This is a genomic window from Micromonospora sp. NPDC047644, assembly GCF_040704315.1.
Lineage (GTDB): Bacteria > Actinomycetota > Actinomycetes > Mycobacteriales > Micromonosporaceae > Micromonospora.
Window position 1 is genome coordinate 585,152 of sequence record NZ_JBEYSY010000002.1, and the last position, 25,101, is coordinate 610,252.

At 71.8% G+C, this 25,101-nt stretch carries 28 protein-coding genes and 1 tRNA gene; 4 read left to right on the forward strand and 25 right to left on the reverse strand.

Annotated elements, in window-relative coordinates; translation table 11 throughout:
• Positions 1–49: 49 nt before the first annotated feature.
• The 14 genes from AB0877_RS05945 to AB0877_RS06010 all read right to left on the reverse strand — a co-directional run bounded on the left by AB0877_RS05945 (position 50) and on the right by AB0877_RS06010 (position 10,894).
• Positions 50–1,231, reverse strand: coding sequence for a globin domain-containing protein (locus AB0877_RS05945; protein WP_366607045.1), 1,182 nt, complete (start codon positions 1,229–1,231; stop codon positions 50–52).
• A 2-nt stretch (positions 1,232–1,233) separates the two neighbouring features.
• A complete protein-coding gene (locus tag AB0877_RS05950) occupies positions 1,234–1,632 on the reverse strand; it encodes a group 1 truncated hemoglobin (protein ID WP_366607046.1) in 399 nt (132 codons plus the stop codon).
• A 257-nt stretch (positions 1,633–1,889) separates the two neighbouring features.
• Positions 1,890–2,486, reverse strand: a complete 597-nt coding sequence (locus tag AB0877_RS05955; RefSeq protein WP_366607048.1) for a MerR family transcriptional regulator — start codon at positions 2,484–2,486, stop codon at positions 1,890–1,892.
• A 160-nt stretch (positions 2,487–2,646) separates the two neighbouring features.
• Complete coding sequence (locus AB0877_RS05960) at positions 2,647–3,111, reverse strand: bifunctional nuclease family protein (protein WP_030327706.1); 465 nt, start codon at positions 3,109–3,111, stop codon at positions 2,647–2,649.
• Positions 3,112–3,296: 185 nt separating this feature from the next.
• Positions 3,297–3,998, reverse strand: coding sequence for a MerR family transcriptional regulator (locus AB0877_RS05965; protein WP_366607050.1), 702 nt, complete (start codon positions 3,996–3,998; stop codon positions 3,297–3,299).
• Between the two features lie 50 nt (positions 3,999–4,048).
• Positions 4,049–4,501, reverse strand: a complete 453-nt coding sequence (locus AB0877_RS05970) for an FHA domain-containing protein (RefSeq protein ID WP_007071101.1) — start codon at positions 4,499–4,501, stop codon at positions 4,049–4,051.
• Positions 4,502–4,715: 214 nt separating this feature from the next.
• A complete protein-coding gene (gcvH, locus tag AB0877_RS05975; RefSeq protein ID WP_091397961.1) occupies positions 4,716–5,096 on the reverse strand; it encodes a glycine cleavage system protein GcvH in 381 nt (126 codons plus the stop codon).
• 60 nt (positions 5,097–5,156) lie between these two features.
• Entirely contained in the window at positions 5,157–6,176 is a 1,020-nt protein-coding gene (locus AB0877_RS05980; protein WP_366607052.1) for a DUF881 domain-containing protein, read from the reverse strand.
• 11 nt (positions 6,177–6,187) lie between these two features.
• Entirely contained in the window at positions 6,188–6,520 is a 333-nt protein-coding gene (locus AB0877_RS05985; RefSeq protein WP_030327710.1) for a small basic family protein, read from the reverse strand.
• Positions 6,517–7,461 carry a DUF881 domain-containing protein gene (locus AB0877_RS05990; protein ID WP_366607055.1) on the reverse strand — a complete coding sequence of 315 codons (945 nt, stop codon included), beginning with the start codon at positions 7,459–7,461 and terminating at the stop codon, positions 6,517–6,519. Before AB0877_RS05990 ends, AB0877_RS05985 begins: the two co-directional genes overlap by 4 nt.
• Complete coding sequence (locus AB0877_RS05995) at positions 7,458–8,090, reverse strand: CDP-alcohol phosphatidyltransferase family protein (protein WP_366607057.1); 633 nt, start codon at positions 8,088–8,090, stop codon at positions 7,458–7,460. Before AB0877_RS05995 ends, AB0877_RS05990 begins: the two co-directional genes overlap by 4 nt.
• Before the next feature lie 295 nt (positions 8,091–8,385).
• Entirely contained in the window at positions 8,386–8,847 is a 462-nt protein-coding gene (locus tag AB0877_RS06000) for a MarR family transcriptional regulator (RefSeq protein ID WP_366607125.1), read from the reverse strand.
• Between the two features lie 56 nt (positions 8,848–8,903).
• The gene (locus tag AB0877_RS06005) at positions 8,904–10,076 is read right to left on the reverse strand and encodes a PP2C family protein-serine/threonine phosphatase (protein ID WP_366607059.1); all 1,173 of its coding nucleotides are present in this window, start codon (positions 10,074–10,076) and stop codon (positions 8,904–8,906) included.
• Positions 10,077–10,147: 71 nt separating this feature from the next.
• A complete protein-coding gene (locus AB0877_RS06010) occupies positions 10,148–10,894 on the reverse strand; it encodes an SAM-dependent methyltransferase (RefSeq protein WP_366607061.1) in 747 nt (248 codons plus the stop codon).
• A gap of 112 nt (positions 10,895–11,006) precedes the next feature.
• On the opposite strand from AB0877_RS06010, the gene AB0877_RS06015 reads away from it, so the two are divergent.
• The 3 genes from AB0877_RS06015 (at position 11,007) to AB0877_RS06025 (ending at position 12,671) form a co-directional block, all read left to right on the forward strand.
• The gene (locus AB0877_RS06015) at positions 11,007–11,888 is read left to right on the forward strand and encodes a universal stress protein (protein WP_366607062.1); all 882 of its coding nucleotides are present in this window, start codon (positions 11,007–11,009) and stop codon (positions 11,886–11,888) included.
• A 97-nt stretch (positions 11,889–11,985) separates the two neighbouring features.
• Positions 11,986–12,198: a phosphatidylethanolamine-binding protein gene (locus AB0877_RS06020; RefSeq protein ID WP_088989541.1), complete on the forward strand. Its 213-nt coding sequence runs from the start codon at positions 11,986–11,988 to the stop codon at positions 12,196–12,198.
• Positions 12,195–12,671, forward strand: coding sequence for a hypothetical protein (locus AB0877_RS06025; RefSeq protein ID WP_366607063.1), 477 nt, complete (start codon positions 12,195–12,197; stop codon positions 12,669–12,671). Before AB0877_RS06020 ends, AB0877_RS06025 begins: the two co-directional genes overlap by 4 nt.
• Positions 12,672–12,676: 5 nt before the next feature.
• Here the strand turns inward: AB0877_RS06025 and AB0877_RS06030 are convergent, their stop codons facing one another.
• Positions 12,677–12,880, reverse strand: coding sequence for a hypothetical protein (locus AB0877_RS06030; protein WP_366607065.1), 204 nt, complete (start codon positions 12,878–12,880; stop codon positions 12,677–12,679).
• A 133-nt stretch (positions 12,881–13,013) separates the two neighbouring features.
• On the opposite strand from AB0877_RS06030, the gene AB0877_RS06035 reads away from it, so the two are divergent.
• Positions 13,014–13,664 carry a hypothetical protein gene (locus tag AB0877_RS06035; protein WP_366607067.1) on the forward strand — a complete coding sequence of 217 codons (651 nt, stop codon included), beginning with the start codon at positions 13,014–13,016 and terminating at the stop codon, positions 13,662–13,664.
• A gap of 5 nt (positions 13,665–13,669) precedes the next feature.
• Here AB0877_RS06035 and AB0877_RS06040 read toward each other — a convergent pair whose 3' ends face one another.
• The 10 genes from AB0877_RS06040 to fdh form a co-directional block, all read right to left on the reverse strand.
• Positions 13,670–13,855 (reverse strand): hypothetical protein, encoded by a 186-nt coding sequence (locus AB0877_RS06040; protein ID WP_036410487.1) that lies wholly within the window; start codon positions 13,853–13,855, stop codon positions 13,670–13,672.
• A 73-nt stretch (positions 13,856–13,928) separates the two neighbouring features.
• Entirely contained in the window at positions 13,929–15,206 is a 1,278-nt protein-coding gene (locus AB0877_RS06045; protein ID WP_366607068.1) for a hemolysin family protein, read from the reverse strand.
• 79 nt (positions 15,207–15,285) lie between these two features.
• Positions 15,286–15,483 (reverse strand): hypothetical protein, encoded by a 198-nt coding sequence (locus AB0877_RS06050; RefSeq protein ID WP_366607070.1) that lies wholly within the window; start codon positions 15,481–15,483, stop codon positions 15,286–15,288.
• A gap of 57 nt (positions 15,484–15,540) precedes the next feature.
• Positions 15,541–16,290, reverse strand: coding sequence for a hypothetical protein (locus tag AB0877_RS06055; RefSeq protein WP_366607072.1), 750 nt, complete (start codon positions 16,288–16,290; stop codon positions 15,541–15,543).
• A 53-nt stretch (positions 16,291–16,343) separates the two neighbouring features.
• Positions 16,344–18,119 carry a selenocysteine-specific translation elongation factor gene (gene selB, locus AB0877_RS06060; protein ID WP_366607074.1) on the reverse strand — a complete coding sequence of 592 codons (1,776 nt, stop codon included), beginning with the start codon at positions 18,117–18,119 and terminating at the stop codon, positions 16,344–16,346.
• 3 nt (positions 18,120–18,122) lie between these two features.
• Positions 18,123–19,427: an L-seryl-tRNA(Sec) selenium transferase gene (selA, locus tag AB0877_RS06065; RefSeq protein ID WP_366607075.1), complete on the reverse strand. Its 1,305-nt coding sequence runs from the start codon at positions 19,425–19,427 to the stop codon at positions 18,123–18,125.
• A gap of 23 nt (positions 19,428–19,450) precedes the next feature.
• Positions 19,451–19,546: transfer RNA gene (locus AB0877_RS06070), tRNA-Sec, on the reverse strand.
• 13 nt (positions 19,547–19,559) lie between these two features.
• Entirely contained in the window at positions 19,560–20,708 is a 1,149-nt protein-coding gene (gene nrfD, locus AB0877_RS06075; RefSeq protein WP_366607077.1) for an NrfD/PsrC family molybdoenzyme membrane anchor subunit, read from the reverse strand.
• Positions 20,705–21,673, reverse strand: a complete 969-nt coding sequence (locus tag AB0877_RS06080; RefSeq protein ID WP_366607079.1) for a 4Fe-4S dicluster domain-containing protein — start codon at positions 21,671–21,673, stop codon at positions 20,705–20,707. The genes nrfD and AB0877_RS06080 overlap by 4 nt, the downstream gene beginning before the upstream one ends.
• On the reverse strand, positions 21,663–24,935 hold the full coding sequence (gene fdh / locus AB0877_RS06085) for a formate dehydrogenase (RefSeq protein ID WP_366607081.1): 3,273 nt from the start codon (positions 24,933–24,935) through the stop codon (positions 21,663–21,665). Before fdh ends, AB0877_RS06080 begins: the two co-directional genes overlap by 11 nt.
• Positions 24,936–25,101: the final 166 nt, after the last annotated feature.

The following is a 25,101-nucleotide window of genomic DNA, read 5'->3' on the forward strand; positions in this document are numbered from 1 at the left end:
TGCAGACCTCCGCCCGCGACCGCCGGGCTCGCAAGCTCACACCTCGCGCTCACCTGTGCCCACCTCCCGAAGTGTCACCCGCAGCCGGCTGCTGCACCGCCGTGCGCCACGCCGGGCCGTACCACTGCGCGCCCAGGCCCTCGTGGTGCACCTGACCCGCGTGGTAGCCCGCCTGCGCCAACGTCCGCGCCGCGTGCGACACCATCTCGTCCGACCCACACACGAACACGTGCCGGGACCGCCAGTCACCGTCGGCCAACGCCCGGTCCACCGCCTGCACGAACTCCCCCGGCCGGTGCACGTCGGCACCGACCACGTACGTCACCGTCAACCACGGATACGACGACGCCATCTTGTCGATCGCGTCATTGTCGTAGAACTCGCTACGGGACCGGGCCCCCACGTACAGGTCCACCCGACGCCGGGAACCCTCCGCGGCCACCTGCTCCACCAACGCCTTCACCGGCGCCCAGCCGGTACCCGACACCAACAGCAACAGGTCACTGGAGCCCGCCGCCCACAACCCCAGCCGGTCCCCCACCGGCGCCGCCAGGTGGATCCGATCCCCCACCGCCGACCCGTACACCAACCGCGACGACACCGCGCCACCCGGCGCGGCCCGCACATGCAACTCCAACGTGCCGTCCGCCCGCGGCGCGTTCGCCGGCGAGTAGTACCGCCACGACCGCACCGACGGGTGCGACACCCCGATCGACTGACCCGGCGTGAACGGCAACAGATACTGCGGACGCACCGTCAACACCGCCACGTCGAACGCCCGCCGCTCATGCGCCACGATCTCCGCCACCCACCACGGCGGATTGACCGCCTCAGCGGCCTGCGCGGCCTCCACCATCACCTGGGCGACCAACCCGTACGCCGCCGTCCAGTCCGCAGCCAACTCGTCGGTCCACTGCTCGCCGAGGAAATGCTGCAACGTCGCCACCAGTGCCTCACCGACCGCCGGATAGTGCTCCGCGCGGACCGCGAACTTGCGGTGATCCGCGCCGAGATCCTGCAGGAAACCCACCAGCCGATCGACCTGGTCCACGTTGGACACGATGTGACCCAACGCGGTCACGAGGCGGTCCCGCTGACCAGCCATGTTCGTGGGGAACATCTGCCGCGTCTCGGGATGGGCGAGGAACAACGTCGAGTAGAAGTAGAGCGGCACCTGGTCGCCGTGACCGGCGACCACCGACCAGCTCTGCTTGAGGCGAGCCGCGTCCACGCTCAGGCGTCCGACCTGTTCCCGGCAGCCACCACCTGGCCCTGCACCTGCCCCAACACCGTCTGCACATCAGCGAGGACGTCCGACGGCACCCCGAGCTCGGTCAGCGTCAGCATCAGGTACTCGCCCACCTTCGCGTAGTGCCCCACCGTGATGCCCAACGGCTGGTGCGCCTCAGCCAACCCGCGACCCGCGTACTCGTTCGGGCCACCCAGCACCACCGTCAACATCAACGCCAGATGCCGCCGCTGACCCGCCATGTCCACGCCGTCGAAATAGCCCGCCAACTCCGGGTCCGCGAGCACCTTGTCGTAGAACAGCTCAACCGCCGCCTTGACCGAACTGGCACCGCCGATGCGGTCGTAGTGCGAGGCGGGAACAGTCTCTTCCGTAACCGTCACGGTCGTTCCTTCCGGGGGTGAAGGGTCCAGAACCGTGAGGGACCATAGCGTGTCAACCGCCCTCGGTCAGCGCCCCCTTATCGGATTCCCGACAACACGCCGACACGGTGCGTCACCACTACCGATGGGTATCTCCACAATGGGCCACCAACACAACACCCACGGTATCCACAGTGGACCGACACGCCCGACATACCCCCACCACCGTCACCGACGGTCGCGAGAAAACAACCGGAAAAAAACCGAAGACGAAAGCGTCAGCCGGCGCGCCGCCGCGCCCGCCGCGCCGCCAACTCGTCACCCACCGGATCCGGGCCCGACGCCACCGCCGGCTCCACCGGGCCGCTCGTCGCCGGCTCCGCCGGCAGATGCGACAACGACCCCTGGATCTCCTTGAAAGCCCCACCGATCGCGATACCGAAGACCCCCTGGCCACCCTGCAACAGGTCGACCACCTCCTCCGGAGACCGGCACTCGTACACCGTCGTCCCATCAGAGATCAGCGTGATCCCCGCCAGATCCTCCACACCACGCGACCGCAACGCCTCAATCGCCTTACGGATGTTCTGCAGGGACACCCCCGCATCCAACAACCGCTTCACGACCTTCAACACCACCAGGTCCCGGAACGAATACAACCGCTGCGTCCCCGACCCCGAGGCATCCCGAACGCTCGGCACCACCAGCGTCGTCCGCGCCCAGTAATCCAACTGCCGGTAACTGATGCCCACCGCATGGCAGGCCGTCACACCCCGGTAACCAACCGAACCGTCACCCTCAGCCGCCACACCTGGCGACGAGGCACCCGACTCGTCGAACTCTGCACCCGGATCGGAATCCTGCGGCTCGTGCATCCGGACAACCTCCCCGTCAGTGTGGCGACGCGTCGTTTCCACCGACGCGCACCCCTCGACACGGAAACCCTATCGCCACCGTCAGGGGTTACCACGGAGGAACCGACGCGACACGCCGCGCAGCCACCGAGAAAGATCACCAACAGAGCCCAGGCACACCTCAGCCCGCGAAATCCTCCGGACGCACCTGCTCCAGGAACTCGCGGAACTTCTCCACCTCGTCCTCCTGCTCATCAGGGATAACGATCCCCGCCTCGCTGAGGACCTGCTCCGCACAACGAATCGGCGCACCAACCCGCAACGCCAACGCGATCGAATCGCTCGGCCGCGCCGACACCCGCACCCCATCACCGATCAACAGATCAGCGTAGAAGACGTTCTCCTTCAGCTCGGTGATCTCCACCGCCTGCAACGGCGCCTTCAACGCCGCCAACACGTCCCGCAGAAGGTCATGCGTCAACGGCCGGGCCGGCTTGACCCCCTGCTGCTCATAAGCGATAGCCGTCGCCTCGACCGCGCCGATCCAGATCGGCAGATAGCGGTCCCCCTCGACCTCCCTGAGCAGGACGATCGGCTGGTTGCTGGGCAGCTCCACCCGAACTCCGACCACGCTCAGCTCGCGCACCGCCGCCTCCGTGTCGTTGTCACCTACGCCGCACCGCGCCCTTCCCTGCACGGTACACGGACCGCAACACGGCCGTCCCATGCGCTACAGCACCACGCCCGCGCCGAAAAGGGGTTACCCCGGCAAGCCTACGGCACGCTTCCCGGAAGAGATCTTTCCGCTCAGCCGCCACCCACCGGGCACCCTCACCGACCCAACGTCGACCGCAGCCCCACCCGCACCAACGCCGCGTGCAACTGCTCCGACAACGCCACCAACTCCCGCGCCGTCTCCGCCGCCCGCGCCCGCGCCGCCGGATCACTCTGCCGCGCCAACGGCGCCACCAACTGCGCGAACAAACCGACCTCCCGGTCCGCCGCCGTCCGATAACCCCGAAGGTGCCGCGGCTCCAACCCGTACGCCGCCAACCCCGCCACCGCCGACGCGATGATCAACGCATCAGCGTCATACCAACCCGGCGGATCCGACACCAGCACACCGAGCCGCTCCAACTCCATCAACGTCGACTCGTCGATCCCACTGCGCGCCACCAGATCCACCCGGCCGAGCCGCACCTGCGACGACTCGGCCGGCTCCGCCAACTCCCGACCCGGCACCGCACCATCAGGACCAACCGCCACCAACGCCGGCCGCGACCGCTCCGGCTGCTCACCGGACGAATCCCACTGCGCCAACTGCTCCCGGATCACCCGCAACGGCAGGTACCTGTCCCGCTGCGCGGTCAACACGAACCGCAACCGCGCCACATCGTCCCAGCTGTACTTCCGGTAACCCGCCGCCGTCCGCTGCGGCTCGACCAAACCCTCGGCCTCAAGAAACCGCAGCTTCGAAATCGTGGTATCCGGAAAATCCACCCGCAACTGCCCAAGCACCTCACCGATGCTCATCAACGGCTCAGACCGAGCCGCCCCGGGTGACCTGGAGGCCGCAGGCTCGTTCACCCCCGGCCGGCCTCCTCCTCCGGGCGCGGACCGGCGATGAACACCACCCGGAACTTACCGATCTGAACCTCGTCACCATTGCTCAACGTGGCCGCCTCAACCCGCTCACGATTGACGTACGTGCCATTCAGGCTGCCCACGTCCCGCACCGTGAACGTCCCACCATCGCGGTGGAACTCCGCGTGCCGACGCGACACCGTCACGTCATCCAGGAAGATGTCACTGTCCGGGTGCCGGCCACTGGTCGTCACATCGTGGTCCAACAAGAACCGGGCACCCGCATTCGGGCCTCGACGAACCACCAGCAGCGCCATACCCGGCGGCAACGAACCGGACATCCGGCTCGGCACCACATCGGTGTCCGGCCCCTCCAGCACTTCGTCGAGCGAACCGAGATTGAGCGTCGAAGTGACGTCGAGTGGGGGGAACTCGTCGTCTGGCCGCGTCATGGGACCACCTCACGGATCTGTTCGGTCGGCGTCGGGTAATGGCGGGTCTGGCCGCCGGGCACTTGGACACCCGGCGGCTGGCTCCCCGTGCCCGGGAAGGCAATTCCGCAACGCTCAACTATTGGGTTCTCGGTCGACTGGGCGAGCCTAGCCAGCGCCGAAATGCAGGGCAACCGGACGCGCGCAGACAACCCGCGCACCGGATCAAGCACACTCAGCCTTCGGTGATCTTCTGATACGCGGCCGCCGTCAGCAACCCATCCGTCGCAGTCGGATCATTCGGCGTGATCTCCACCAACCAACCCTCACCGTACGGATCAGTGTTGATCAGCTCAGGCGTGTCAGCCAACGCATCATTGCGCGCAGCCACCGTACCGGCCACCGGCGCGTAGATCTCCGACACGCTCTTGGTCGACTCGATCTCACCCAACGAGTCACCGGCCGCGACCACCGCACCCGCCTCGGGCAACTGCACGTACACGATGTCACCGAGCGCGTCCTGCGCGAAGTGGGTGATGCCGACCCGGACCGAAGCCGTGCCGTCACCCGCCACCCACTCATGCTCGGCGGTGTATCGCAGATCCTCGGGAATCACCAGACGCGTCCTTCATCCATCGGTGCCCCGGACCACCCGGGTCCGGCGCGGCCGCGCCGGTCAGGAGACCGGACGGGCGTGTTCCAACTTGATCGGCACGTGCAGCGCCGAAACCTCGGCAACCTCACGCTCCCCAAACGTCACGTTACCGCCGTCACCCCGGACCGACGCCACCACCCCACCAGGAATGTTCAACGCCGTACGCATCGTCGCCGGATCACCGATCACCGTGATCGTGTACGGCCCCGACAACCGACGCCCCTCCACCATCAACGACCCGTTGTCCCCATCGAGGAAGAACGTCGACGCGATGATCCGCACCGTCGCCCGATCCCCACCGGAAATCTGCATCGCCTCGGCACCGGCACCGCGCAACTCCTGCACCGCGTCCAACACCCGGTTCGCCGAGATCGGCTTCACCCCGCCGTCGAACTGCACAGTCAACCCCGGACCCACCGCCGGCAACGTCCCCGCCAGGATGCCCAACTCGTCCGCCCGCCGCGTCGCCTCATCCAACGCCGCCTGACGACCCTGCTCACCCGAGCGCAACTGCCGCTGACTGTCCTCCAGAGCCCGGATGTCCTGCTGCAGGCGATTCTCCCGCGCATCCAGATCCGACAGGATCCGGACCAGGTCCTCCTGACGGGTGGCACCCAGAGTCGGGTCCGTCGACGTCGTCTTCAACTGCACGACCAACGTGAACCCCAGCAACGCCAACAACGCGGCGATCATCACCCCGGCCGCACTCCACCGGGACCGACCAGCCACCACCGACGCCGGCTCGCCCACCGGCTCCGCCAACTCGCCCGCCGGCTCCGCCAACCCGTCGGAACCCGCAACCGGCCGATCCCCCGACCGCGACACCGCGCTCAGGTCCACCGTCGCACCATCGTCGACCGGCTCCACACCCGGCTCCACCGCAGGCTCGTCATCCGACGGCGCCTGCGGCGCCAACGGGCTCAACTCATCCGGATCCGGCGCATCCGGCCGCGGATCCGGCTCACCCGCCGGCCCACCCGGCCGCACCGGACCCACCGGCTGCGGCCACCCGGTCCCCGTGTCGGTCTGCTCATCACTCATCGCAACCCAACCTACGCCCGGAACAGGTGCCGACGGATCGCCGCCACGTTGCCGAAGATACGCACACCCAACACAACGACCACACCGGTGGACAACTGCCCACCCACCCCCAACTGGTCACCCAGATACACGATCAGACCAGCCACCAGCACGTTCGAAATGAACGACACCACGAACTGCTTGTCGTCGAAGATGCGGTCCAACCGGGCCCGCACCCCACCGAACACCGCGTCCAACGCGGCCACCACCGCGATCGGCAGGTACGGCTGCAACGCCGCCGGCACCGTGGGATCAAGCCACACGCCCAGCACCACACCGGCCAGCAACGCCAACACCGCGATCATCGGCCACCTCCGGAGGGGCTAACACTCGTCCCCGGACCGGACGACCCGGGACTGCCGGAACGGACACCCGACGCGGAAGGGCTCGGACTGACCGACGGCTTGGCGTAGCGTAGCTGCGGCTCCGGCGCCGCCGGCAAGGTGAGGTCATCCGCCTCCCGCACACCGAACGACAACCCCGTCCCCTGCGCGACCTTGCGCATCAGCGCCGCATTCCGGCTGTCCTCGAACTTGCGCCGCATCGAACCCGGCCCGATCGCCGACACCTCGTACGGCCCCGTCACCGGCCGGAAATCCACGAGCATCGCCTCACCCGCCGACCGGATCGTCGACGTCGACGTCAACCGCTGCCCGTTGATGGCGATCGCCTCCGCACCAGCACTCCACAACGCGTTCGCCACACCCTGCAGGTCGCTGTAGAGCACCCGCGGCGGCCCCGCGCCAGCACCGGTGACCGCGTCCGCCTTGTCCGGAGCGTCCGCCAACCGCACCACCACACCGTCACCGCGCACCCGGCCCAACCCGGTGCTCGCCTCCAGGTCGCGCAACCGGGCGGCGGCCGAACCGCTCAACGCCGCGTCACGCTGCCGACTGACCTCCTCGCGCAGCTGGTCCGCCCGCGTGGACAACCGATCGGTCTGGCTCTCCCGCTCCTTGATCTGCGTCACCAGACCCGAGCGGGCCTGGCTGCGCCCCGGCTCGTCCGCCATCGTCTGCCGGTACGCCACCGCGAACAGGAAACCCAGCATCACCACCACGACCAGGCTCACCGACCGGGCCGGCAAGGCCCGCCACCCGCGCGCCGGAGCGGACTCCGCCGAGCGCCGACGAGCCGCAGCCGCATCCGCGTACCCCGGATCCAACGGGTTGCGGAACAACTCGGTGAGGAAATCCGGCGCGTACACCCGGTCCTGGCCGGGTTTTCCCGGCCGAGGCGCGCTCACGCCGCCGCTCCCGGACCGCGCGCCGCGCGCACCAGCCGGGCCGCCTGTACGACGTACATCGCGCCGGCCACCCAGTACAGCACCAGTCCCCACCAGGCCAACGCCCAACCGATGGCGCTCGCCGCCGTCGCCACGTCGGTGGCCGCGCTGGCCAACAGCAGCACCGGGAACGCCGCGAGCAGCAGGAACGTGGCGGTCTTGCCCACGTAGTGCACCGGCGGCGGACCGTACCCGTAGCGACGCAGCACCGCCAGCGAGGCCAGCAGGAGCACCTCACGGGCCAGCAGCGCCGCGGTGAACTGCCACGGCACCACCTCCCGGGCGGTGAAGGCGACCAGGGTGGCGAGGATGTAGAGGCGGTCGGCCAGCGGGTCGAGCAGCTCGCCCAAGCGGCTGACCTGGCGCAGGCGGCGGGCGATCCAACCGTCGACCCAGTCGGTGGTGCCGCCGATGGCCAGCACCACGACCGCCGCCACGTCGGCCTTTGCCACCAGGAACAGGTAGAGGAAGAGCGGAACGCCCAGCAGCCGCCCGAAGCTGATCAGGTTGGGCAGGGTGAGGACCTGGTTGCCGGGAGTCTCGTCACCGGTGTCCCGCGGTTGCTCTGCCCGAGCCGGCCGACGCGACACCGATCCTCCTCCACGGCACGCGGGCCCCCGGCCGGCGCCGGGCGCGGCTGAGGGTCGTACGCGCTGTCGGGCCGACCAGCGCCGGCTCTCCCCTGCGGCCCCGGGCGGGACCCCATGCCCTGATACGGCCCGCGATCTCGATGATCGCGGGCCGGCTAGGTGCGCTGCCACTATATCGGGCTTCCTCTCGCTGGTCGGGCGCTGCGGCGGCCCGCCGGTGCGGTGGTGTCGCACTGTGGCGTGGATCACCACGCGTAGAGCGTCCTAGGATACTAGTGGAGGAGGGGACGGCGATTCAGGCCGTCTGAACGGCGGGATCGGTCTGCTGCTCGGGCACCGACGTCGCCGCCCGAGCGAACCCGGCCAGCGCCAGCAACAGCTCGTGCTGCATCCGCGACGGCATCCGATCCAGCACCGCCTGCACCGCGCGCTGACGCCGCTCGGCCAACTCCCCCAACAGGGTCAGCGCCGCAGGCGTCGGCACCAGCCGCACCTCACGCCGGTCCCGCGGATCCGCCACCCGACGCAACAACCCGGTCGCCTCCAACCGGTCGCACAGGCGGCTCGCCGACGACGGCACCACGTCCAGCAGCTCCGCCAACCCGTTGACGTTGGTCTCCGGACGACCGGTGATCAGCGTGAGCACCCTCAGCTGGGTGGGCGGCACCTGGTGGCGCGAACCGGCCGACTCCAGCACGGCGATCAGCGTCTCGGCGGCCGTGGTGATCGCCGCGGCGAGATCCGCAGGTCGCTCCACCTGATGTCCCCTGCCGTTGTCGCGCTGGTGCCCGCCCGGCAATGCGGCGGCGAGACTCACGCCATGCTCCGCTCGCGTGGACCGTGCCAGTCCAGACAGACCACGACGGCGTCGTCACGCAGATCGGAATCGGCGTGATAGGCGTGTAGTTCGCGCATCACCGTACCAACCGCCTCAGCCGGCGGCTGCAACCGCGTGGCGCGCAGAGAACGTGCCATCACCCGCTGCCCGTACGGCTCCTGGCCCGGCGGCTCGGCGGCCCACACCCCGTCGCTGACGACGAAGAGCCGGTCACCGGGCGCCAGTTGTATCTCCTGAAGCTCGTAGCGGGTCTCGGCGAACATGCCCAGCGGCAGCTGCTGATCCAGTTTCACCGGCTCGACAGTGGAGCCGCGCATCCGCAACAGGTGGGGTGAGCCGGCGTCGACGGCCCGTACCCGGCCGAGGCGGGTGTCCACCTCAAGCAGCAGGGTGGCCACGTACCGCGCGCCCCGGTGCTGGTAGAAGACCGTGTCCGACGCCAGCTCGGCCTGCTCCACCAAACCGCCACCGGAGCGACGCGCGTTGCGCATCGCGTTGACGGAGACGGCTGTCAACAGCGACGCCGCCAGGCCGTTGCCCTCACCGTTGAGCACCGTCACGGTGAGACGGTCGCCGTCCAGCGACCAGTCGAAGTGGTCGCCACCCACCGTGTACGCCGGTTCGAGCTGGCCGGCCAGCTCGAACGCGTGGTGGGACACACCACGACCGGGCAGCAGGTCCCACTGCATCTCGGCGGCCATCGTCAGTCGCTCGCGACGGCGGGCCCGCCGGTAGCGGTCGGTCTCCCGGTCCGCCGCGCGCATCGCCACCGCCAGCGCGCCGGCGATGTCCGTCGCCCGACCGGTGACCGCCGCGTTCGGTGCCGTCGGCAGCTCGATCATCAGCACGCCCAGCCGTTCCCCCCACACGGTCAACGGCAGGTAGAGCCGGCAGGGACCCGCACCGTCGCGGACCGGCTGCTGGCTGCTGAAGCAGCGCTGCGCCATGGTGTGACAGGCCAGGAAACCGCCCGCCGGCAGGTCCGGGTCCAGCACCGGCCACAGGCCGCTGATCCGGTAGTCGGCGACGAAGACATCGGTGCGCAGCGCGCCCATCGCGGACCGGATCGCCCGGTCCGCCGCCTCCGCCAACTGGTCGGGCGGAGCCTCGCGCAACGCGCGCGACACCACGTCCGGCGCGTCTATCATCGTCGCCCTCCCCCGAAACTTGCTGTAGGGCAAGCATCATACGGACGTCGCCGGACGGATGATCGGCGCGGTCAGTCACCCGCGCGGGTCGCGAGCACACCGTGGAACGCGTCGGGCACCTCGGCCGGTGGGCCTTGCGGCCGCCACTCGGTGACCGGGACGATCCCGTCCGCCGTCGGCGCCCACCGACCCAGCAGGGGCGCGAACGCCGCCGGTGGACGCATCCGGAACTGCGGCCCCATCATGGCCAGCGCCTGCGGGTGACCGGCCAGCTCCTCGGTGTCGAAGTCCACAGCGAGCAGGCTGCCCGGCGCCGCGGCGGCGTACAGCTCGTCGAGGGTGCGGGTCAGCGTGACGTCGTCGAGGAACGCGGCCAGCCCCAGGAAGACCACACCGACCGGCCGCCGACCCCACCCCGGCACGAAACGGTGCAGCTGCGCCGGGTCGACGGTGCCGATGTCGGTCGCGTCGCCGAAGCCGTAGCCGGCCCGGTCACTGCCGGCGAGGATGCTCTGTCCCAGTCGGATGGTGACCGGGTCGACGTCGGTGTAGAGCACCGTCGCGTCGGCGGCGACCTCGTGCACGTTGCCCATCGTCGGCACCCCGGCGCCGAACACCAGGAACCCGTCCACGCCCTGCTCGGCCATGGCCCGCACCGCCCGGCCCAGGAACGCCCGCAGCTCGCGGAACACCGGCGCACACGGCCCGTACGCCTGCTCGAACGCGTTCGCGGCGGCCACGTCCACCGGGAAGTGATGCTGCCCTCCGAGCCAAAAGTCGATCATGCGCGCGGTGCTCGGCTGGTCTGGTTCACCCATCGTCGGCGCTCCCTCCCCGGTCGTCGCCAGCGTACCGACCCCGACGCGCTCGGCGGTATCGCGACGCGGGGGCGTCCGGGACCGCGATACTGGCCGCGAGCGGAGGTGGGCGGTGAACTCGGCGAACAACGCGGCGGTGGTGGCCGGCGTCGACGGCTCGGAGTCGGCGCTACGCGCCGTGCGGCTCGCCGCCACCGAGGCGGCCCGCCGGCACCGACCGCTGCGGGTCGTGCACGGCTTCATCTGGCCGCTGCTGCACGTACCCGTCTCCCCCGCCCCGGACGCGCCGCCCGGCGGCGGGCTGCGCCACCGGGCCGAGGAACTCGTCGAGGCCGCCGTGCGCGAGGCCGAGGCGACAGTGCCCGGGTTGTCGATCTCCGGCGAGATCATCGACGGCGAGGCCGCCGCGGTGCTGGTGGGCGAGTCCCCCACCGCCGCGCTCATCGTGCTCGGCGACCGCGGGCTGGGTGGGTTCTCCGCGCTGCTGGTCGGCTCGGTCGCGGTGCAGGTCGCCGCGTACGCCGACTGCCCGGTGCTGGTCGCGCGCGGCACGCAACGCCCCGACCAGCCGGTCCTGGTCGCGGTGGACGGCTCGGACGCCTCCCGGCGGGCGGCGGACGTCGCCGCCGAGACCGCCGTGTCCCTCGGCGTGCCGCTGATGGCGGTGCACGCGTACCGACATCCCGGCAGCAGCGGCCCGGGCGACATGCAACCCCTGGTGTACGACGAGGCGAAGCTGCGCGGCGAGCAGGAGCGGATGCTCGCCGGGTGGCTGACCGGGCTCACCGAGGACCACCCGGGTCTGCGGTTGACCTGCCAGGTGGTGCACGGCCGACCCGGCACCGCGCTCGCCGAGGCGTCGCGCTCCGCCCAACTGGCGGTCGTCGGAGGGCGCGGGCGCGGCGAGGTGAGCGGGTTGCTGCTGGGGTCGGTGAGCCAGTCGATGCTGCACCACGCGCAGTGCCCGGTGGTCGTGGTCCGCGTGCCCCGGTAGGGCCGGGGTTGGTCCGCCCCCAGACGGGTAGACGGCCGCGGTACGCCCAGCGGACGGCGGGCAGCACCAGGTGCCCAGACCGACGAAGGAGGCACAGATGCCAGGACCACGACCGGGCAGTAACGCGTACGACAAGCAGCGCGCGCGGTTGCGTAACGCGATCGACGACTCCGGACGCCGAGTACCCGACGGCAAGGCCAACCAGGTCGCGAACAGGATCCTGCAGGAGGATCGCGGTCAGCGGGGCGTGGTGCGCGGCGACCGGACGTACGGCCCGAAGAGCGAGCGCGAACCGGGCGACCCGAAGTGAGGACGGTCGACGTGGCCGACGGCGCGATCGCGGGCGCCGTCGGCAGCACCGCGCTGAACGTGGTCAGCTACCTGGACATGGCACTGCGGGGGCGGCCGGAGAGCGACGTCCCCCAGGAGACCGTCGACCGGCTGGCCGGGATCGCACACGTCGACCTGGGCAACGGGGCTCGAGCGGCCAACCGCCGCTCGGGCCTCGGGCCGCTGATCGGTTACGGGTTGGGCATCGCCGCGGGCGTCGGTTTCGCGCTCTACGCCGGTGGTCGACGTCAGCCGTTGCCGGTGGCCACCGGTCTGCTCGGCGCGGGCGTCATGACCATGACCGACGGGTCGATCACCGTGCTCGGGATCAGCGACCCGCGGACGTGGCGGCGCTCCGACTGGATCTCCGACATCATCCCGCACCTCGCGTACGGGCTGGCGGCCGCCGCCACCTGGAACAGGTTGCGACGGCCGCCAGGGCGCGGACGCTAGGGCCGTCAGCGGGTGTCGCTGTCGTCGTCGGCCACCGGCTCGCCGGCCGGGCCGTACGGCGACACCTGCCCCTTGGGCACCGGACGACCGGCGTCGCCACGCGAGCTGCCACGGTTGGCCGGGTGCCCGCCCGGGGCGGGGCCCTTGTTGTCCTGGCTGGTGGCGCCCAGTGCGTTGCGGCGCAACTCCTGCTGCTGCGGGTTCGTCACGGGGTGTCTCCCTCCGGTACGGCAGGCGGCAGAAGCCGCCTCCACCGTCGGCATACCCGCCCGCCCCGAGGGCATTCCGGCCTCGCTCAGCGGTGCGACGGCTAGCGGGTCCTCAAGTGGGTAACCCGCCCGGGTGGGCAATGATCGACGTGTGGTGCGGGTGTTGCTCGACCGGCGTGGCCGCACGTACGCGGAGGAGGCCGGTATCCGCCTCTCCGACCGGCCGGGGCCGCTGTACCAGCTGCTGGTGCTGACCACGCTGCTGAGCACCCGGATCCGCGCGTGTGTGGCGGTGGACGCCGCGCGGGAACTGTTCGCCGCCGGCTACCGCACCCCCCAGTCGATGGAGGCGGCCCGTTGGCAGGAACGCGTCGACGCGCTGGGCCGGGGCCACTACCGCCGCTACGACGAGCGGACCGCCACCATGCTCGGCACCGGCGCCCGGCTGTGCCTGGATCGTTGGCACGGTGACCTGCGACGCCTGCACCGGGAGGCCCAGGGCGACCCGGCCGGGCTTCGGCGGCGGCTCACCGAGTTCCCCGGCATCGGCCCCACCGGCGCGGACATCTACCTGCGCGAGGCGCAGACGGTCTGGTCGGACGTGCGTCCGTACGCCGACCGTCGGGCCCTGGCGGGGGCGAAGCGGCTGGGCCTGCCGGGGTCCCCGGACCGGCTCGCCGGTCTGATCGACGAACCGGACTTCGGCCGGCTCGCGTCAGCGCTGGTACGGGTGGCGCTGGGTGAGGAGTCCGCCGGTGAGGTCACCCGGCTCGCCGCCCGGTGAGGCGCTCACTTGACGGTCTTGTCCCCCGGGCGGGTCAGGTGCCACACCAGCAACGCGGCGAGCAGCGCCAGGACCACCACCCCGCCGGAGATGCCACGGCCCTCCTCGGGGCTGCGGCCGGCGCTGCCGAAGTAGATCACCGCGAGGCCGGCCAGCACCGTGACGAACGTACGCAACCCTCGGTCCTTCACGTCTGGCACGGTAGGCGTACCGCGTTGCCCGCTTTGTCAATTTGGGCCTTTTGTCAGCCTTCTGGGTGAACGCTCAACGCTCGGTGACGAACCCGCAGAGGCGTACCCGGCGCACCGCCCGGTCGGCGACCTCCACCACCTGCAGGGTCAGACCGGGCAGCCGCACCGTCTCACCCGGGGAGTCCGGCAGGTGCCGCAGTCGGGCCAGCACCAGACCGGCCACCGTCGTGTAGTCCCGGGACAACGGGAAGCTCAGCCGCACCCCCAGGTCGGGCAGGTCATGCAGCGGGAAGTCACCGGGCACCAGCAGGGACCCGTCCGGTTCCCGGACCACCCCGTGCATGTCCCGGTCGGTCTCGTCGTACAACTCACCGACCACCTCGGCCAGAAGATCCTCCATGGTGATCATGCCGTCGATGCCACCGTGCTCGTCGACCACCAGGGCCAGTTGCTGATGCTCCTGGCGCAGCTGACGCATCGCGTCGGCGACCGGCAGGGTCACCGGCAGCAGCAGTGGCGCCTGGACCCGCGCACCGACTCGGGCGGTGCCGGCCCGCACCAGGTCGCGGATGTGCACCACCCCGAGCACCTCGTCCAGGCCGCCGGGGCCGGTGACGGGAGCGCGGGAGCGTCCGGCGGCGGCGAGCCGCCGGACGCCCTCGTCCGCGGCCAGATCGGCGGGCAGCGTCGTCACCTCGCGCCGGGCGACCAGGATCTCCCGCAGCGTCCGGCCGGCGATGTCGAACGCGCCGGTCAGGATCTCCCGCTGCTGGGCCGACAGGCCGCGCTGGCTGGACAGCATCTCCCGCAACTCCTCCTCGGTCATCTCCTCCCGGTTGGCCCGCGGGTCACCACCGGCGAGCCGCACGACCGCGTCGGTGGCCCGGCTGAGCAGCCACACCGCCGGCCGGGACACCCGAGCCAGCAGGTCCAACGGACCGGCGCTCAGCAGCGCCCAACGCTCGGCCCGCTGCATGGCCAGCCGCTTCGGGGCCAACTCACCGAGCACCAGCGTGACGAACGTCAGCAGCACGGTCACCAGCAGCACCGCGGCGGGACGCGCCGCCGCACCGAGGAACCCCAACGGCCCGACCAGCGGAGAGGCCAACGACACCGCGGCCGCCGCCGAGGCCAGGAACCCGGCCAGGGTGATGCCGAGCTGAATCGTGGCCAGGTAGCGGTTCGGGTCGCGGGACAGCTGCACCAACCGGTCACCGGCGCGGCTGCGCCGGCCCAGCCGCCGCAACTGCCCCTCCCGCAGGGTCACCAGCGCCATCTCGCTGCCGGAGAGCGCGGCGTTGACCAGCACCAGCACGGCCACCAACGCCAACTGCCCGAGCTGACTGCCCATCGCGTCCCCCGTCCGCCGCCTGAGGTCACTCAACCGCAGCAGGGCGCGGCGTGGGCGGTGTTTGCGACCGCGCCCCCGCTCAGTCGACCTCCAGGTCGTCCAGCGAGATGGAGTGCGTCATCAGCCATCGGGCCAGCGCCGTCATCCCGAACAGCCACAGCGGCACCGACTCGGTGGGGCCGTTGGTGGCGTAGATGGCGAAACGGAGGTCCGGTGCCCGGTACGCCTCGATCCGCCACTTGTGCTGCCGGTCCCGCCAGACCGCCGAAGGGTCCATGGCGTCACCGTAGGTGACCAGCGTCGGTCGGGTGGCCGGTTGGCCCAGCACGCCGGCTCAGCCCGGCACCACCGTCGGCCCGAACACGATGCGGGCAACGGACACCAGGAGGCTGATGCCGATCGCGGCGAGGATCAGCCAGCCGAGCCCTCGCCACCCCGAGGCACGGCCGGGCACCGGCACCGGCGGTGGTCTCCACAGCTCCCGGTAGGTCCAGGCCAGCACACCTGTTCCGAATGGCAGCAGGCCGACCCAGAACCAGAACCACCGGGTGCCCACCACCGGCGGCGCGCCACCGATCAGCCGGCCCAACCAGAGCACGGCCAGCACACCGGCGAGCAGCGCCGCGGCGTTCCCGATCCGCTGCCCGGGGTCACCGTCCGCGCTCCCCGCAGCGGAGATGGCGGCAAGCTGGGTGTCCCGCCAGCTCGGCGGGGCGGCCGCCGACGGGTCCGGCTCGCCGAGGTGCGACTCCCAGACGGGCGGCGCGTCAAGAACGTAGCGGCTCTGGCCGTTCGGCACGGTCCAGACGAGCATTGCACCGTTGGTCGCATACTGCGGTCGGGGCCGGCTTCCCCAGTACGCGCCGTCGTCGGCCCAGCCGGACGCCCGTTGGAAGGCCACCACCTGGCCGGTCGCGAGATCGCGGTCGAGCTGGGCCTCGGTCGACTGGCGGGGCTCCACCCACCACGCCAGACCGGCCCACAGCACCCAGAGCACCGGCAGCCCCCAGCGCAGCACCACCGGGAGGATCTCCCGCCAGCGGCCACCGAACGGCCGCGCCCGGGACGCCATCACCTCGACCATCAGCCCACCGTCGCATTCCGACGCCACCCTGTCAGCCCCGCACGGGCGCGCGTTCAGGTGACGACGATCCGGGCGTCGTCGGGCAGCCGGCGGGTCGCGCCCCGCCGGTCCAGCAGCTCCAGCAGGGGCACCGCCACCCGGCGGGTGGTGTCCAACGCCTGCCGGGCCGCGGAGAGGGTGAACGGCTGCGGCAACCCGGCCAACACGCGGACCGCGTCGTCGAGCGCGTCGGGCAGCAGCACCACGTTCTCGGCCAGCCGCAGCAGCGCCCCCGCCCGCACCGCGGCGCCGATCTCCCGGGGGCCCAGGCCGAGGTCGACGAGGCGGTCCGTTTCGGGGGCGCGGAACGGGCGGTCGCCGTACTCGGCGCGGACCCGGCGCACGGCCAGGGCCACCGGTTCGGGCAGCGCGTTGGCGCTCGCCGCGCCGACCCGACCGGCGTGGACGCGCAGCGGCGGCCGGACCAGCGCCTCGACCAGCACCCGGTCGGGCAGGGCGAGGCGCTGACGCAGGGCGTCGACCGGCATTCCGGGCTCCAACGGGTGCTCCCGCGCGTGCCGGGCGACCTCCTCGGTCAGCCGCTCGCCGAGCCGCCGCCAGTGCGCGGGGTCGGCCAGCCAGTCGCCGGCCACCGGCGCGGGGCTGTCCCGCCCCGGCCCGGTGGGCACCGGCACACCCATCCGGACCAGCGCGCCGGCCCGGATCAGGCGGCGACGGCGCAGCTCCCCTGCCAGGTCCGGTCGACCGTCCAACTCGGCGAGGACCTGGGCGCGGGCGGCGGCCGCACCCCGTCGGCCCAGCGGTGGCGGTGCCACGTCCAGCACCCGCACCCCGCCGCTGACGTGGTGGCGGCCCGGGTCACGCAGCAGCGCCCGGTCACCCACCAGCAACGGCAGCGGGCGGGCCAGCCGCAGCCGGACGGTGTCCGGGCCGAGCGGACGCACCCGTACCGGCACCGCCGCGGACCCGACGTGCAGGGTGAGGGTGGCCGGCAGGTCACCGGCCGGGTCGCCGGCGAGCCGGACGTCGACGAGGTCGGTGTGGTGAAACCGGCCCGGGGTGAGCAGCGCGTCGCCCCGGCCGAGCCGGTCGCGGGGCGTACCCCGGAGGTTGACCGCGACCCGGGCGACCGCCGTCGCCTCCGGGCGGGCCTCGCCCAGGCAGTGCAGGCCGCGGACCCGGACCGGTTCGTCGGCGCCGGCCAGCTCCAGTTCGTCGCCGACCCGCAGCCGGCCGCCGCCGAGGGTCCCGGTGACGACGGTGCCGCTGCCCCGCACCGTGAAGCTGCGGTCCACCCAGAGCCGGACCGGGTCGTCCACGACCGGCGCGGGCAGTTGGGCGGCGAGGCGGTCCAGGGCGGCCCGCAGCTCCGGCAGGCCGGCGCCGGTCAGGCCGCTGACCGCAACCGCCGGCACCGCGCCGAGGCTGGTCGCGGCGATCTCGGCGCGGGCGCGGGCCGTCGCCGGCCCCGGATCGGCCAGGTCCGCGCGGGTCACCGCGAGCAGGCCGTACGCGACGCCGAGCGCGTCGAGCGCGGCCAGGTGCTCGGCGGACTGCGGCATCCAGCCCTCGTCGGCGGCCACCACGATCAGCGCCGCCGGGACCGGGCCGACGCCGGCGAGCATGTTCGGCACGAACCGCTCGTGCCCGGGCACGTCGACGAAGGCGACGGTGCCGCCGGACGGCAGCGTCGTCCAGGCGAAACCCAGGTCGATGGTCATCCCCCGGCGGCGCTCCTCGGCCCACCGGTCGGGTTCCATCCCGGTCAACGCCCGGACCAGCGTCGACTTGCCGTGGTCGACGTGCCCGGCGGTCGCGACGACGAACACGCCTCAGTCGTCTCCGGGTACGCGCAGCACGGCCGCGCGGACGGCGTCGTCGGCGTCGGCGGGCACGCAGCGCAGGTCGAGCAGGAGCCGCCCACGTACCACCCGCCCGAGGACCGGCGGGTGTCCGGTGCGCAGCGGGAACGCGTACCGCTCGGGCAGGCTCAGCGCCCACGAGTCCAACTCCACCCCGGGGGCACCGCCCCCGCCGACCACCGCGACGGCCGGCACCACCTCCGCCTTGCGGCCGTCCGCGCCGAGGCGGTCCCGCAGCCGCTCCACCCGTTCCCGCAGAGCGCCCGGCTCGGCGTGCAGCGCCGCGCGGGTCGGGGTGTGCGGTTGGTGCAGGGTGGCGGCGAGCGCGGCCAGGGTGAGCTTGTCCACCCGCAGCGCCCGGGCCAGCGGGTGACGGCGCAGCCGCTCGACCACCTCGACGTCACCGAGCAGCAGCCCGGCCTGCGGCCCACCGAGCAGTTTGTCGCCGCTGGCGGTGACCAGCGCGGCGCCCGCCCGCAGGGTGCTGGCCGCGTCCGGTTCGTCGGGCAGCAGCGGATCCGCGCCGAGCAGCCCGGAGCCGATGTCGGCGACCACCGGCACCCCGAGCGTGGCCAGTTGCCGTACCCCGACGGCGGAGGTGAAGCCGGTGACCCGGAAGTTCGACGGGTGCACCTTGAGCACGAAACCGGTCTGCGGGCCGAGCGCGGCGGCGTAGTCGGCGACTGTGGTGCGGTTGGTGGTGCCCACCTCGCGCAGCCGCGCGCCGGTGCTCTCCAGCAGGTCGGGCAGGCGGAACCCGTCGCCGATCTCGACCAGTTCGCCCCGGCTGACCACGATCTCCCGGCCGCCGGCCAACGCGGTCGCGGCCAGCACCAGCGCGGCGGCGCCGTTGTTGACCACGTGCACGGCGCCCGCGTCGGGCACGGCGGCGGCCAGCGCGTCGAGCGCGCCCCGGCCGCGGCGGGCCCGCCGCCCGGTGGTCAGGTCCAACTCGACGTCGGTGTGCCCGGCGGCGGCCACCACCGCGGCGACCGCGCCGGACGACAACGCCGCCCGACCCAGGTTGGTGTGCAGGACGACACCGGTGGCGTTGAGCACCACCCGGGGACCGGGCGTGGGCAACGCGGCGACCGCCGCGTCGCGTACCTCGTCGGGGTTGAGCTCACCGCGGCGGGCGCGGCCCTGCGCGTGGGAGACGATCGCCTTGACCTGCTCCCGGCCGAGAGTCACGGTGGCGGCGGCCAGCGCCGGGTCGGCGAGCAGCGTGTCCGTACGGGGCACCCGACGTCGCGGGTCCACCGGGCCGTCGCCCATCTCGTCATCTCCTGCAAGCGGTGTGGCGGAGACGGACGGGAATCGAACCCGCCTGGCCCGGGTCCCGGACCACTCCGGTTTTGAAGACCGGGAGGGGCACCAGCCGCCTGAACGCCTCCACGGGACATTCGATCACACCGCGGGCGGGTCCGCCCGATCAGATGGAAGATCCATGGCGGTCCGCCGCGCCTGCGCCCGCTCGCGCTGCGGCACCACTGTGTATCGGGGGTCGCGGGCCGAGGCGACACCACCGTAGAAAATGCCGAACCGGGTCAACACCGACGCGGCCAGCAGCGAGGTCCCCGACAGCGCCCCGACCACCCGGTGACGCCGGCCCAGCAGAGCGCCCGCCACCCCACCGAGGGTCAGCAGCCGCGCGGCGCGCAGCATCCGGCCCGGCCGGCCGAGTCGGTAGGGCTCGCTGAGCAGGCCGAGGCGGCTCTCCACCCGATGCGTGCCGTACAACTCCAGGGCCGCGCCGGCCACCGCCATCCGGCGGGCCGGCCCGGCCTGGGCCGGCGGCGCGGCGAGCAGACCCACGCCGGCGCCGCTGGCCAACGCGCTGCCCGCGAAGATCACCGGCAACTCGGGGTACGCCTCATGCCACGACGGCACCGCCGTGTCGGCCAGCAACACCCCGGTGTACGTGGCCAGCGCCGGCGCGGTGCCGGCGGCCAGCAGCCCGGCGGCGTGCCCGATCGGCGGCAACACCCGGCCGGCCAGCCCGAGCAGACCGCGCCGGGGCAGCACACCGGCCACCTCGGCGATCGCCGCGACACCCGCCGCCGGCCCGTACGCGGTGAGGATCCAGGTCCCCATCGACATCGGCGAGGTCGGCTTGGCCACCCGCAGCATGTGGTGGAACCGCGCCGGCCGGCCCAGGTCCTTGACCAGGAAGACGGCGCTGGCGCTGACGGCGGCCAACGCGGTGACCCGACCGGCGCGCCGCAACGCGGGCCGCCCGGTGAGCTGCCCACCCGCGGCCAGCAGCGACGAGCCGGCTGCCAGCCCGCCGGTGAACAGGTACGCGGCGATGTCCCACTTCCACACCGGCCCCTTGAGGATGGGCCGACCGTAGTAGGACGTGAACTCGGCCTCCGGCACCCGCAGTTCCTCACCGCCACCGCCGCGCCGCCTGCGCCGCCGGCCGGGAGACTCGCCGCTGCGCCGCACCGTCAGGTCACCCCCGGGGGTGCCCACCGAGGGTTGGTGGCCGTTCTCGTCGGCGAACCGCTCCCGGAAGCGACGGAACCGGTCGCCCACCGGGCCCGACGGGGTCATGAGGAACCTCCCACGAACGCGGCGACGGTCGCCGCCGCCATGGCGAGAGCGGCGAGGCCGGCGCGCTTCCACATCTTCGGCAGGTCACGGGTGGTCACGACCGGGTCGGGCGGCAGCCCGTACACCTCGGGTTCGTCCAGGAGCAGGAAGAACGCGCCGTCACCACCCACGCCGTCGTTCGGGTCGTGCCCGTACAGGCGGGCCTCGGGGACGCCCCGGTCGTGCAGCGTCGCCACCCGGGCGGCGGCGCGTTCCCGCAGCTCGTCCAGGGGCCCGTACTGGATCGACTCGGTCGGACACGCCTGAGCGCACGCCGGGGTCATCCCCGCGCCCAACCGGTCGTAGCACAGCGTGCACTTCCACGCCCGACCGTCGTCCTTACGCTGGTCGATCACCCCGTACGGACACGCTGAGATGCAGTAGCCACACCCGTTGCAGATGTCCTCCTGCACCACCACCGTGCCGAACTCCGTGCGGAACAACGAACCCGTCGGACACACGTCCAGGCAGGCGGCGTGGGTGCAGTGCTTGCAGACGTCCGACATCATCAACCACCGGAAATCCGTGCGCTCCTCGACGCCCGTGCCCCGGCCCGGTGGTTGGGCCCCCGGCATCCCCAGGAACTGCGGGCCCGCGTCGACCGGCCGGGCCGGGTCGGCGTCGACCGGCGCCCCGAGGACGTCCGCCAGGGCGACACCGTGCCCGGCCGGGCGGGGCTGCTCGATGAACGCGACGTGCCGCCACGAGTTCGCGGTCAACGCCCCGGTGTTGTCGTACGACATGCCGAGCAGGTCCAGGCCGCTCTCCGGAACCCCGTTCCACTCCTTGCAGGCGACCTCACAGGCCTTACAGCCGATGCAGACGCTGGTGTCGGTGAAGAACCCCATCCGCGGCGGCGCGTTCTCGTACCCTGCCTCGGGTGCCGGGTCCAGCGGGCCGTACAGGCTGTGCGGGTCAGGAAGCACCGGGTTCCTTCCCCTCGTCGTCGGTGGTCACGGCCGGCGCGTGCCGGCCCGGGATGATCCCGGCGCGCCGCTGGTAGTCGCCCACCAGGTCGAGCAACGCCGGGCCGGTGGGACGACGGCCGGGCCGCACGTCGCAGGTGCCGACCTTGCTCTCCTGGATGAGCACGTTCGGGTCCAGGCTGATGCCGAACAGGTCGTTGGCCGAGTCGCCGGTGACCAGACCCTCGAAACCGAAGTGGTACGGCAACCACACCTGGTGGATGATCCGACCGTCCACCCGCAACGGGGTGAGCCGATCGGTCACCAGCACCCGCGCCTCGATCACCGCGCGGCCGCTGACCAGGTGCGCCCAACCCAGGTGCGTCAGCCCGACCTCGCCGGCCAGGGCCGGGGACACCTCGACGAACATCTCCGGTTGCAGCTCGGCGAGGGGTGACACCGACCGGCTCATCGCACCCGCGGTGTGGTGCTCGGTGAGCCGGCTGACAGTGAACACGTACGGGAACACCTGGGCGTGCTCCTGCGGCGGACTCGGGTTCACCGAATTCACCGGGTGCGCGTACGTCTTGCGCGTCGGGTTGGCCTGCTGACCGTAGAGCGGGTTACGCACCGGCGACTCCACCGGCTCGTAGTGCGTCGGCAGCGGCCCGTCCAGGACACCGCTGGGCGCGTACAGCCAACCCTTGCCGTCGCCCTGCATGACGAACGGGTCGTCGCCCGCGATGCCCTCCGGTCCGGACGCGCCGGGCGGCGGCCGGTACGACGGCGGCTTGGTCTTCTCGAAGTCCGGCACGTCGTAGCCGGTCCACTCGGCCTTCTCCGCGTCCCACCACACGTAGCGCTTGCGCTCGGACCACGGGTTGCCGTCCGGGTCGGCGGAGGCACGGTTGTAGAGGATGCGCCGGTTCGCCGGCCACGCCCAACCCCACTCGGCGGCCACCCAGTCCTGGTCGTGCCGGGACTTGCGCCGGGCCGCCTGGTTCACCCCGTCCGCGTACACGCCGGTGTAGATCCAACAACCGATGGCGGTGGAGCCGTCCGCGCGGGCCTCCGCGAAGCTGGACAGCGGACGGCCGGTCGCCACGTCGTACCCGTTGATCTCGCGCAGCACCGCCTCGGCGCTCGGCTCCGCGTGCGGACCGTGCGTGGGATAGTCCCAGGTGAGGTCGAGCAGCGCGCGGTCGCGCGGCAACGGCGAGTCGGCCAGCCGCTCCCGCAGTCTGCGGCCCAGGTGATAGAAGAACCACAGCTCGGAACGGGCGTCGCCCGGCGGTTCGACGGCCTTCTCCCGCCACTGCAACAACCGCTGCGTCTGGGTGAACGTGCCCTCCTTCTCCACATGCGACGCGGCGGGCAGGAAGAACACCTCCGTGCGACACTTCTGCGGCACAATCTCACCGGTCGCGACCTCGGGGCCGTTCTGCCAGAACGTCGCGCTCTCGATCATGAACAGGTCGCGGACCACCAACCAGTCGAGGTTGGCCATGCCGAGGCGCTGCGCGCGACCGTGTGCCGACCCGACCGCCGGGTTCTGCCCGAGCAGGAAGTACCCCTTGATCTTCCCGTCGATCATGTTGAGCACCTGCTGGTAGGTGCCGTGATCACCGGTCAGCCGAGGCAGGTAGCCGTAACAGAAGTCGTTCTCCGGCGTCGCCGCGTCACCCCAGTACGCCTTGAGCAGGCTGGCGGCGAACGACCCCGCGTTACCCCAGAACCCCTTCTGCCCCGGATGGCGAATGCTGTCCACCCACTCCCCGAAGCTCGGGTGTTCGGCGTGGTGCGGCATCGGCAGGTAGCCGGGCAGCAGGTTGAACAACGTCGGGATGTCCGTCGAGCCCTGGATGCTGGCGTGCCCGCGCAGGGCCATCACCCCGCCACCCGGGCGGCCCATGTTGCCCAGCAGGAGCTGGATGATCGCGCCGGTGCGGATGTACTGCACACCCACACTGTGCTGCGTCCAGCCCACCGAGTAGATCAACATGCCGGTGCGGTCCCGACCGGAGTTCGCCGTCCACGCCCGCGCCAACTCCAGGAACTGCGCCTGCGAGATGCCGCAGACCCGCTCCACCATCTCCGGGGTGTAGCGGGAGAAGTGTCGCTTGAGGATCTGGTACACACAGCGCGGGTGCTGCAACGACTCATCGCGTCGGGTCTGCCCGCTCACCGGCGCGCCGTGCGACTCGTGCGTCAAACCCGCCGCGCTGTCCCGCTCCTGCGCCGTGTGCCCACTGCCCGACGAACCCTCGTGCCCCTCGTACTGCCAGCTGTCCTGCACGTAGGCACCGGTCTCCGGATCGAAGCCGGAGAAGAAACCGTCGCCGTCCTCGGTGTCGCTGAACTCGTCGCTGACGATGGTCGCCGCATTGGTGTACGCGAGCACGTACTCCCGGAAGTCCAGCTCGTTGTCCAGGATGTAGCGCACCACCCCGCCGAGCAACGCAATGTCCGTGCCCGCCCGGATCGGCAGGTACTCGTCCGCGACCGCACTCGTCCGGGTGAACCGGGGGTCGACGTGGAAGACCTTCGCGCCCCGACGCTTGGCCTCCATCACCCACTGGAAACCCACCGGGTGCGCCTCAGCCATGTTGGAGCCCTGGATGACGATCACGTCAGCGTTGGCGATGTCCTGCTGGAAATCCGTCGCACCGCCACGACCGAAGCTGGCCCCCAGACCGGGGACGGTGGCGGAGTGTCAAATACGCGCCTGGTTCTCGATCTGCAGCGCCCCCATCGCGGTGAACAACTTCTTGATGAGGTAGTTCTCCTCGTTGTCCAACGTCGCCCCACCGAGGCTGGAGATGCCCAGCGTCCGGTTGAGCGGGCGGCCCTGCGTGTCGACGTCCTCCCAGGTCTGCTCGCGGGCGGCGAGGATCCGGTCGGCGATCATGTCGAGCGCCGTGTCGAGCTCCAGATCCTCCCACTGCGTCGAGTACGGCCGGCGGTAGCGGACCTTGGTCTGCCGCAGCGGACTGGTCACCAGGCTCTTGCTCGCCGAACCCTTCGGACAGAGCCGACCCCGCGAGATCGGGCTGTCCGGGTCCCCCTCGATCTGGCTGACCCGCCCGTCTTTGACGAACACCCGCTGACCGCAGCCGACGGCGCAGTACGGGCAGACCGAGCGGGCGACGCTGTCGGCGGTCTCGGTCCGAGCGGTCAACGCGCGGGACCCGTCGGACTTCGCCGCGGCGCCCCGGCCCAGCGGGTCCGTGCCGGTGAGCTGGCGATACACCGGCCAACCCTCAATGAAGGTCCGTAAACCCATCCCGACACCCCCTCCCACGCGAGCGACCCCCTGAAGATAGGTCACCTGAGACAGCTTCGCGAACCGAGGATGCACAGACAGCGCCGCCCCCGGCTGAAGGGCCGGGGGCGGCGCTGGTGTCGGTGTGCAGGTCGCCTCTCGGCGAGTGGCACGACGCGGCTCCAGC

Bases quoted from the DNA above. Each gene is read 5' to 3' on its own strand.
- AB0877_RS05955 (WP_366607048.1), bottom strand. From the start codon at position 2,486: ATGCACGAGCCGCAGGATTCCGATCCGGGTGCAGAGTTCGACGAGTCG.
- AB0877_RS05965 (WP_366607050.1), bottom strand. From the start codon at position 3,998: ATGAGCATCGGTGAGGTGCTTGGGCAGTTGCGGGTGGATTTTCCGGAT.
- AB0877_RS05970 (WP_007071101.1), bottom strand. From the start codon at position 4,501: ATGACGCGGCCAGACGACGAGTTCCCCCCACTCGACGTCACTTCGACG.
- AB0877_RS05980 (WP_366607052.1), bottom strand. From the start codon at position 6,176: ATGAGTGATGAGCAGACCGACACGGGGACCGGGTGGCCGCAGCCGGTG.
- AB0877_RS05985 (WP_030327710.1), bottom strand. From the start codon at position 6,520: ATGATCGCGGTGTTGGCGTTGCTGGCCGGTGTGGTGCTGGGCGTGTGG.
- AB0877_RS06005 (WP_366607059.1), bottom strand. From the start codon at position 10,076: ATGATAGACGCGCCGGACGTGGTGTCGCGCGCGTTGCGCGAGGCTCCG.
- AB0877_RS06010 (WP_366607061.1), bottom strand. From the start codon at position 10,894: ATGGGTGAACCAGACCAGCCGAGCACCGCGCGCATGATCGACTTTTGG.
- AB0877_RS06020 (WP_088989541.1), top strand. From the start codon at position 11,986: ATGCCAGGACCACGACCGGGCAGTAACGCGTACGACAAGCAGCGCGCG.
- AB0877_RS06045 (WP_366607068.1), bottom strand. From the start codon at position 15,206: ATGGGCAGTCAGCTCGGGCAGTTGGCGTTGGTGGCCGTGCTGGTGCTG.
- AB0877_RS06050 (WP_366607070.1), bottom strand. From the start codon at position 15,483: ATGGACCCTTCGGCGGTCTGGCGGGACCGGCAGCACAAGTGGCGGATC.
- AB0877_RS06055 (WP_366607072.1), bottom strand. From the start codon at position 16,290: ATGGTCGAGGTGATGGCGTCCCGGGCGCGGCCGTTCGGTGGCCGCTGG.
- selA (WP_366607075.1), bottom strand. From the start codon at position 19,427: ATGGGCGACGGCCCGGTGGACCCGCGACGTCGGGTGCCCCGTACGGAC.
- nrfD (WP_366607077.1), bottom strand. From the start codon at position 20,708: ATGACCCCGTCGGGCCCGGTGGGCGACCGGTTCCGTCGCTTCCGGGAG.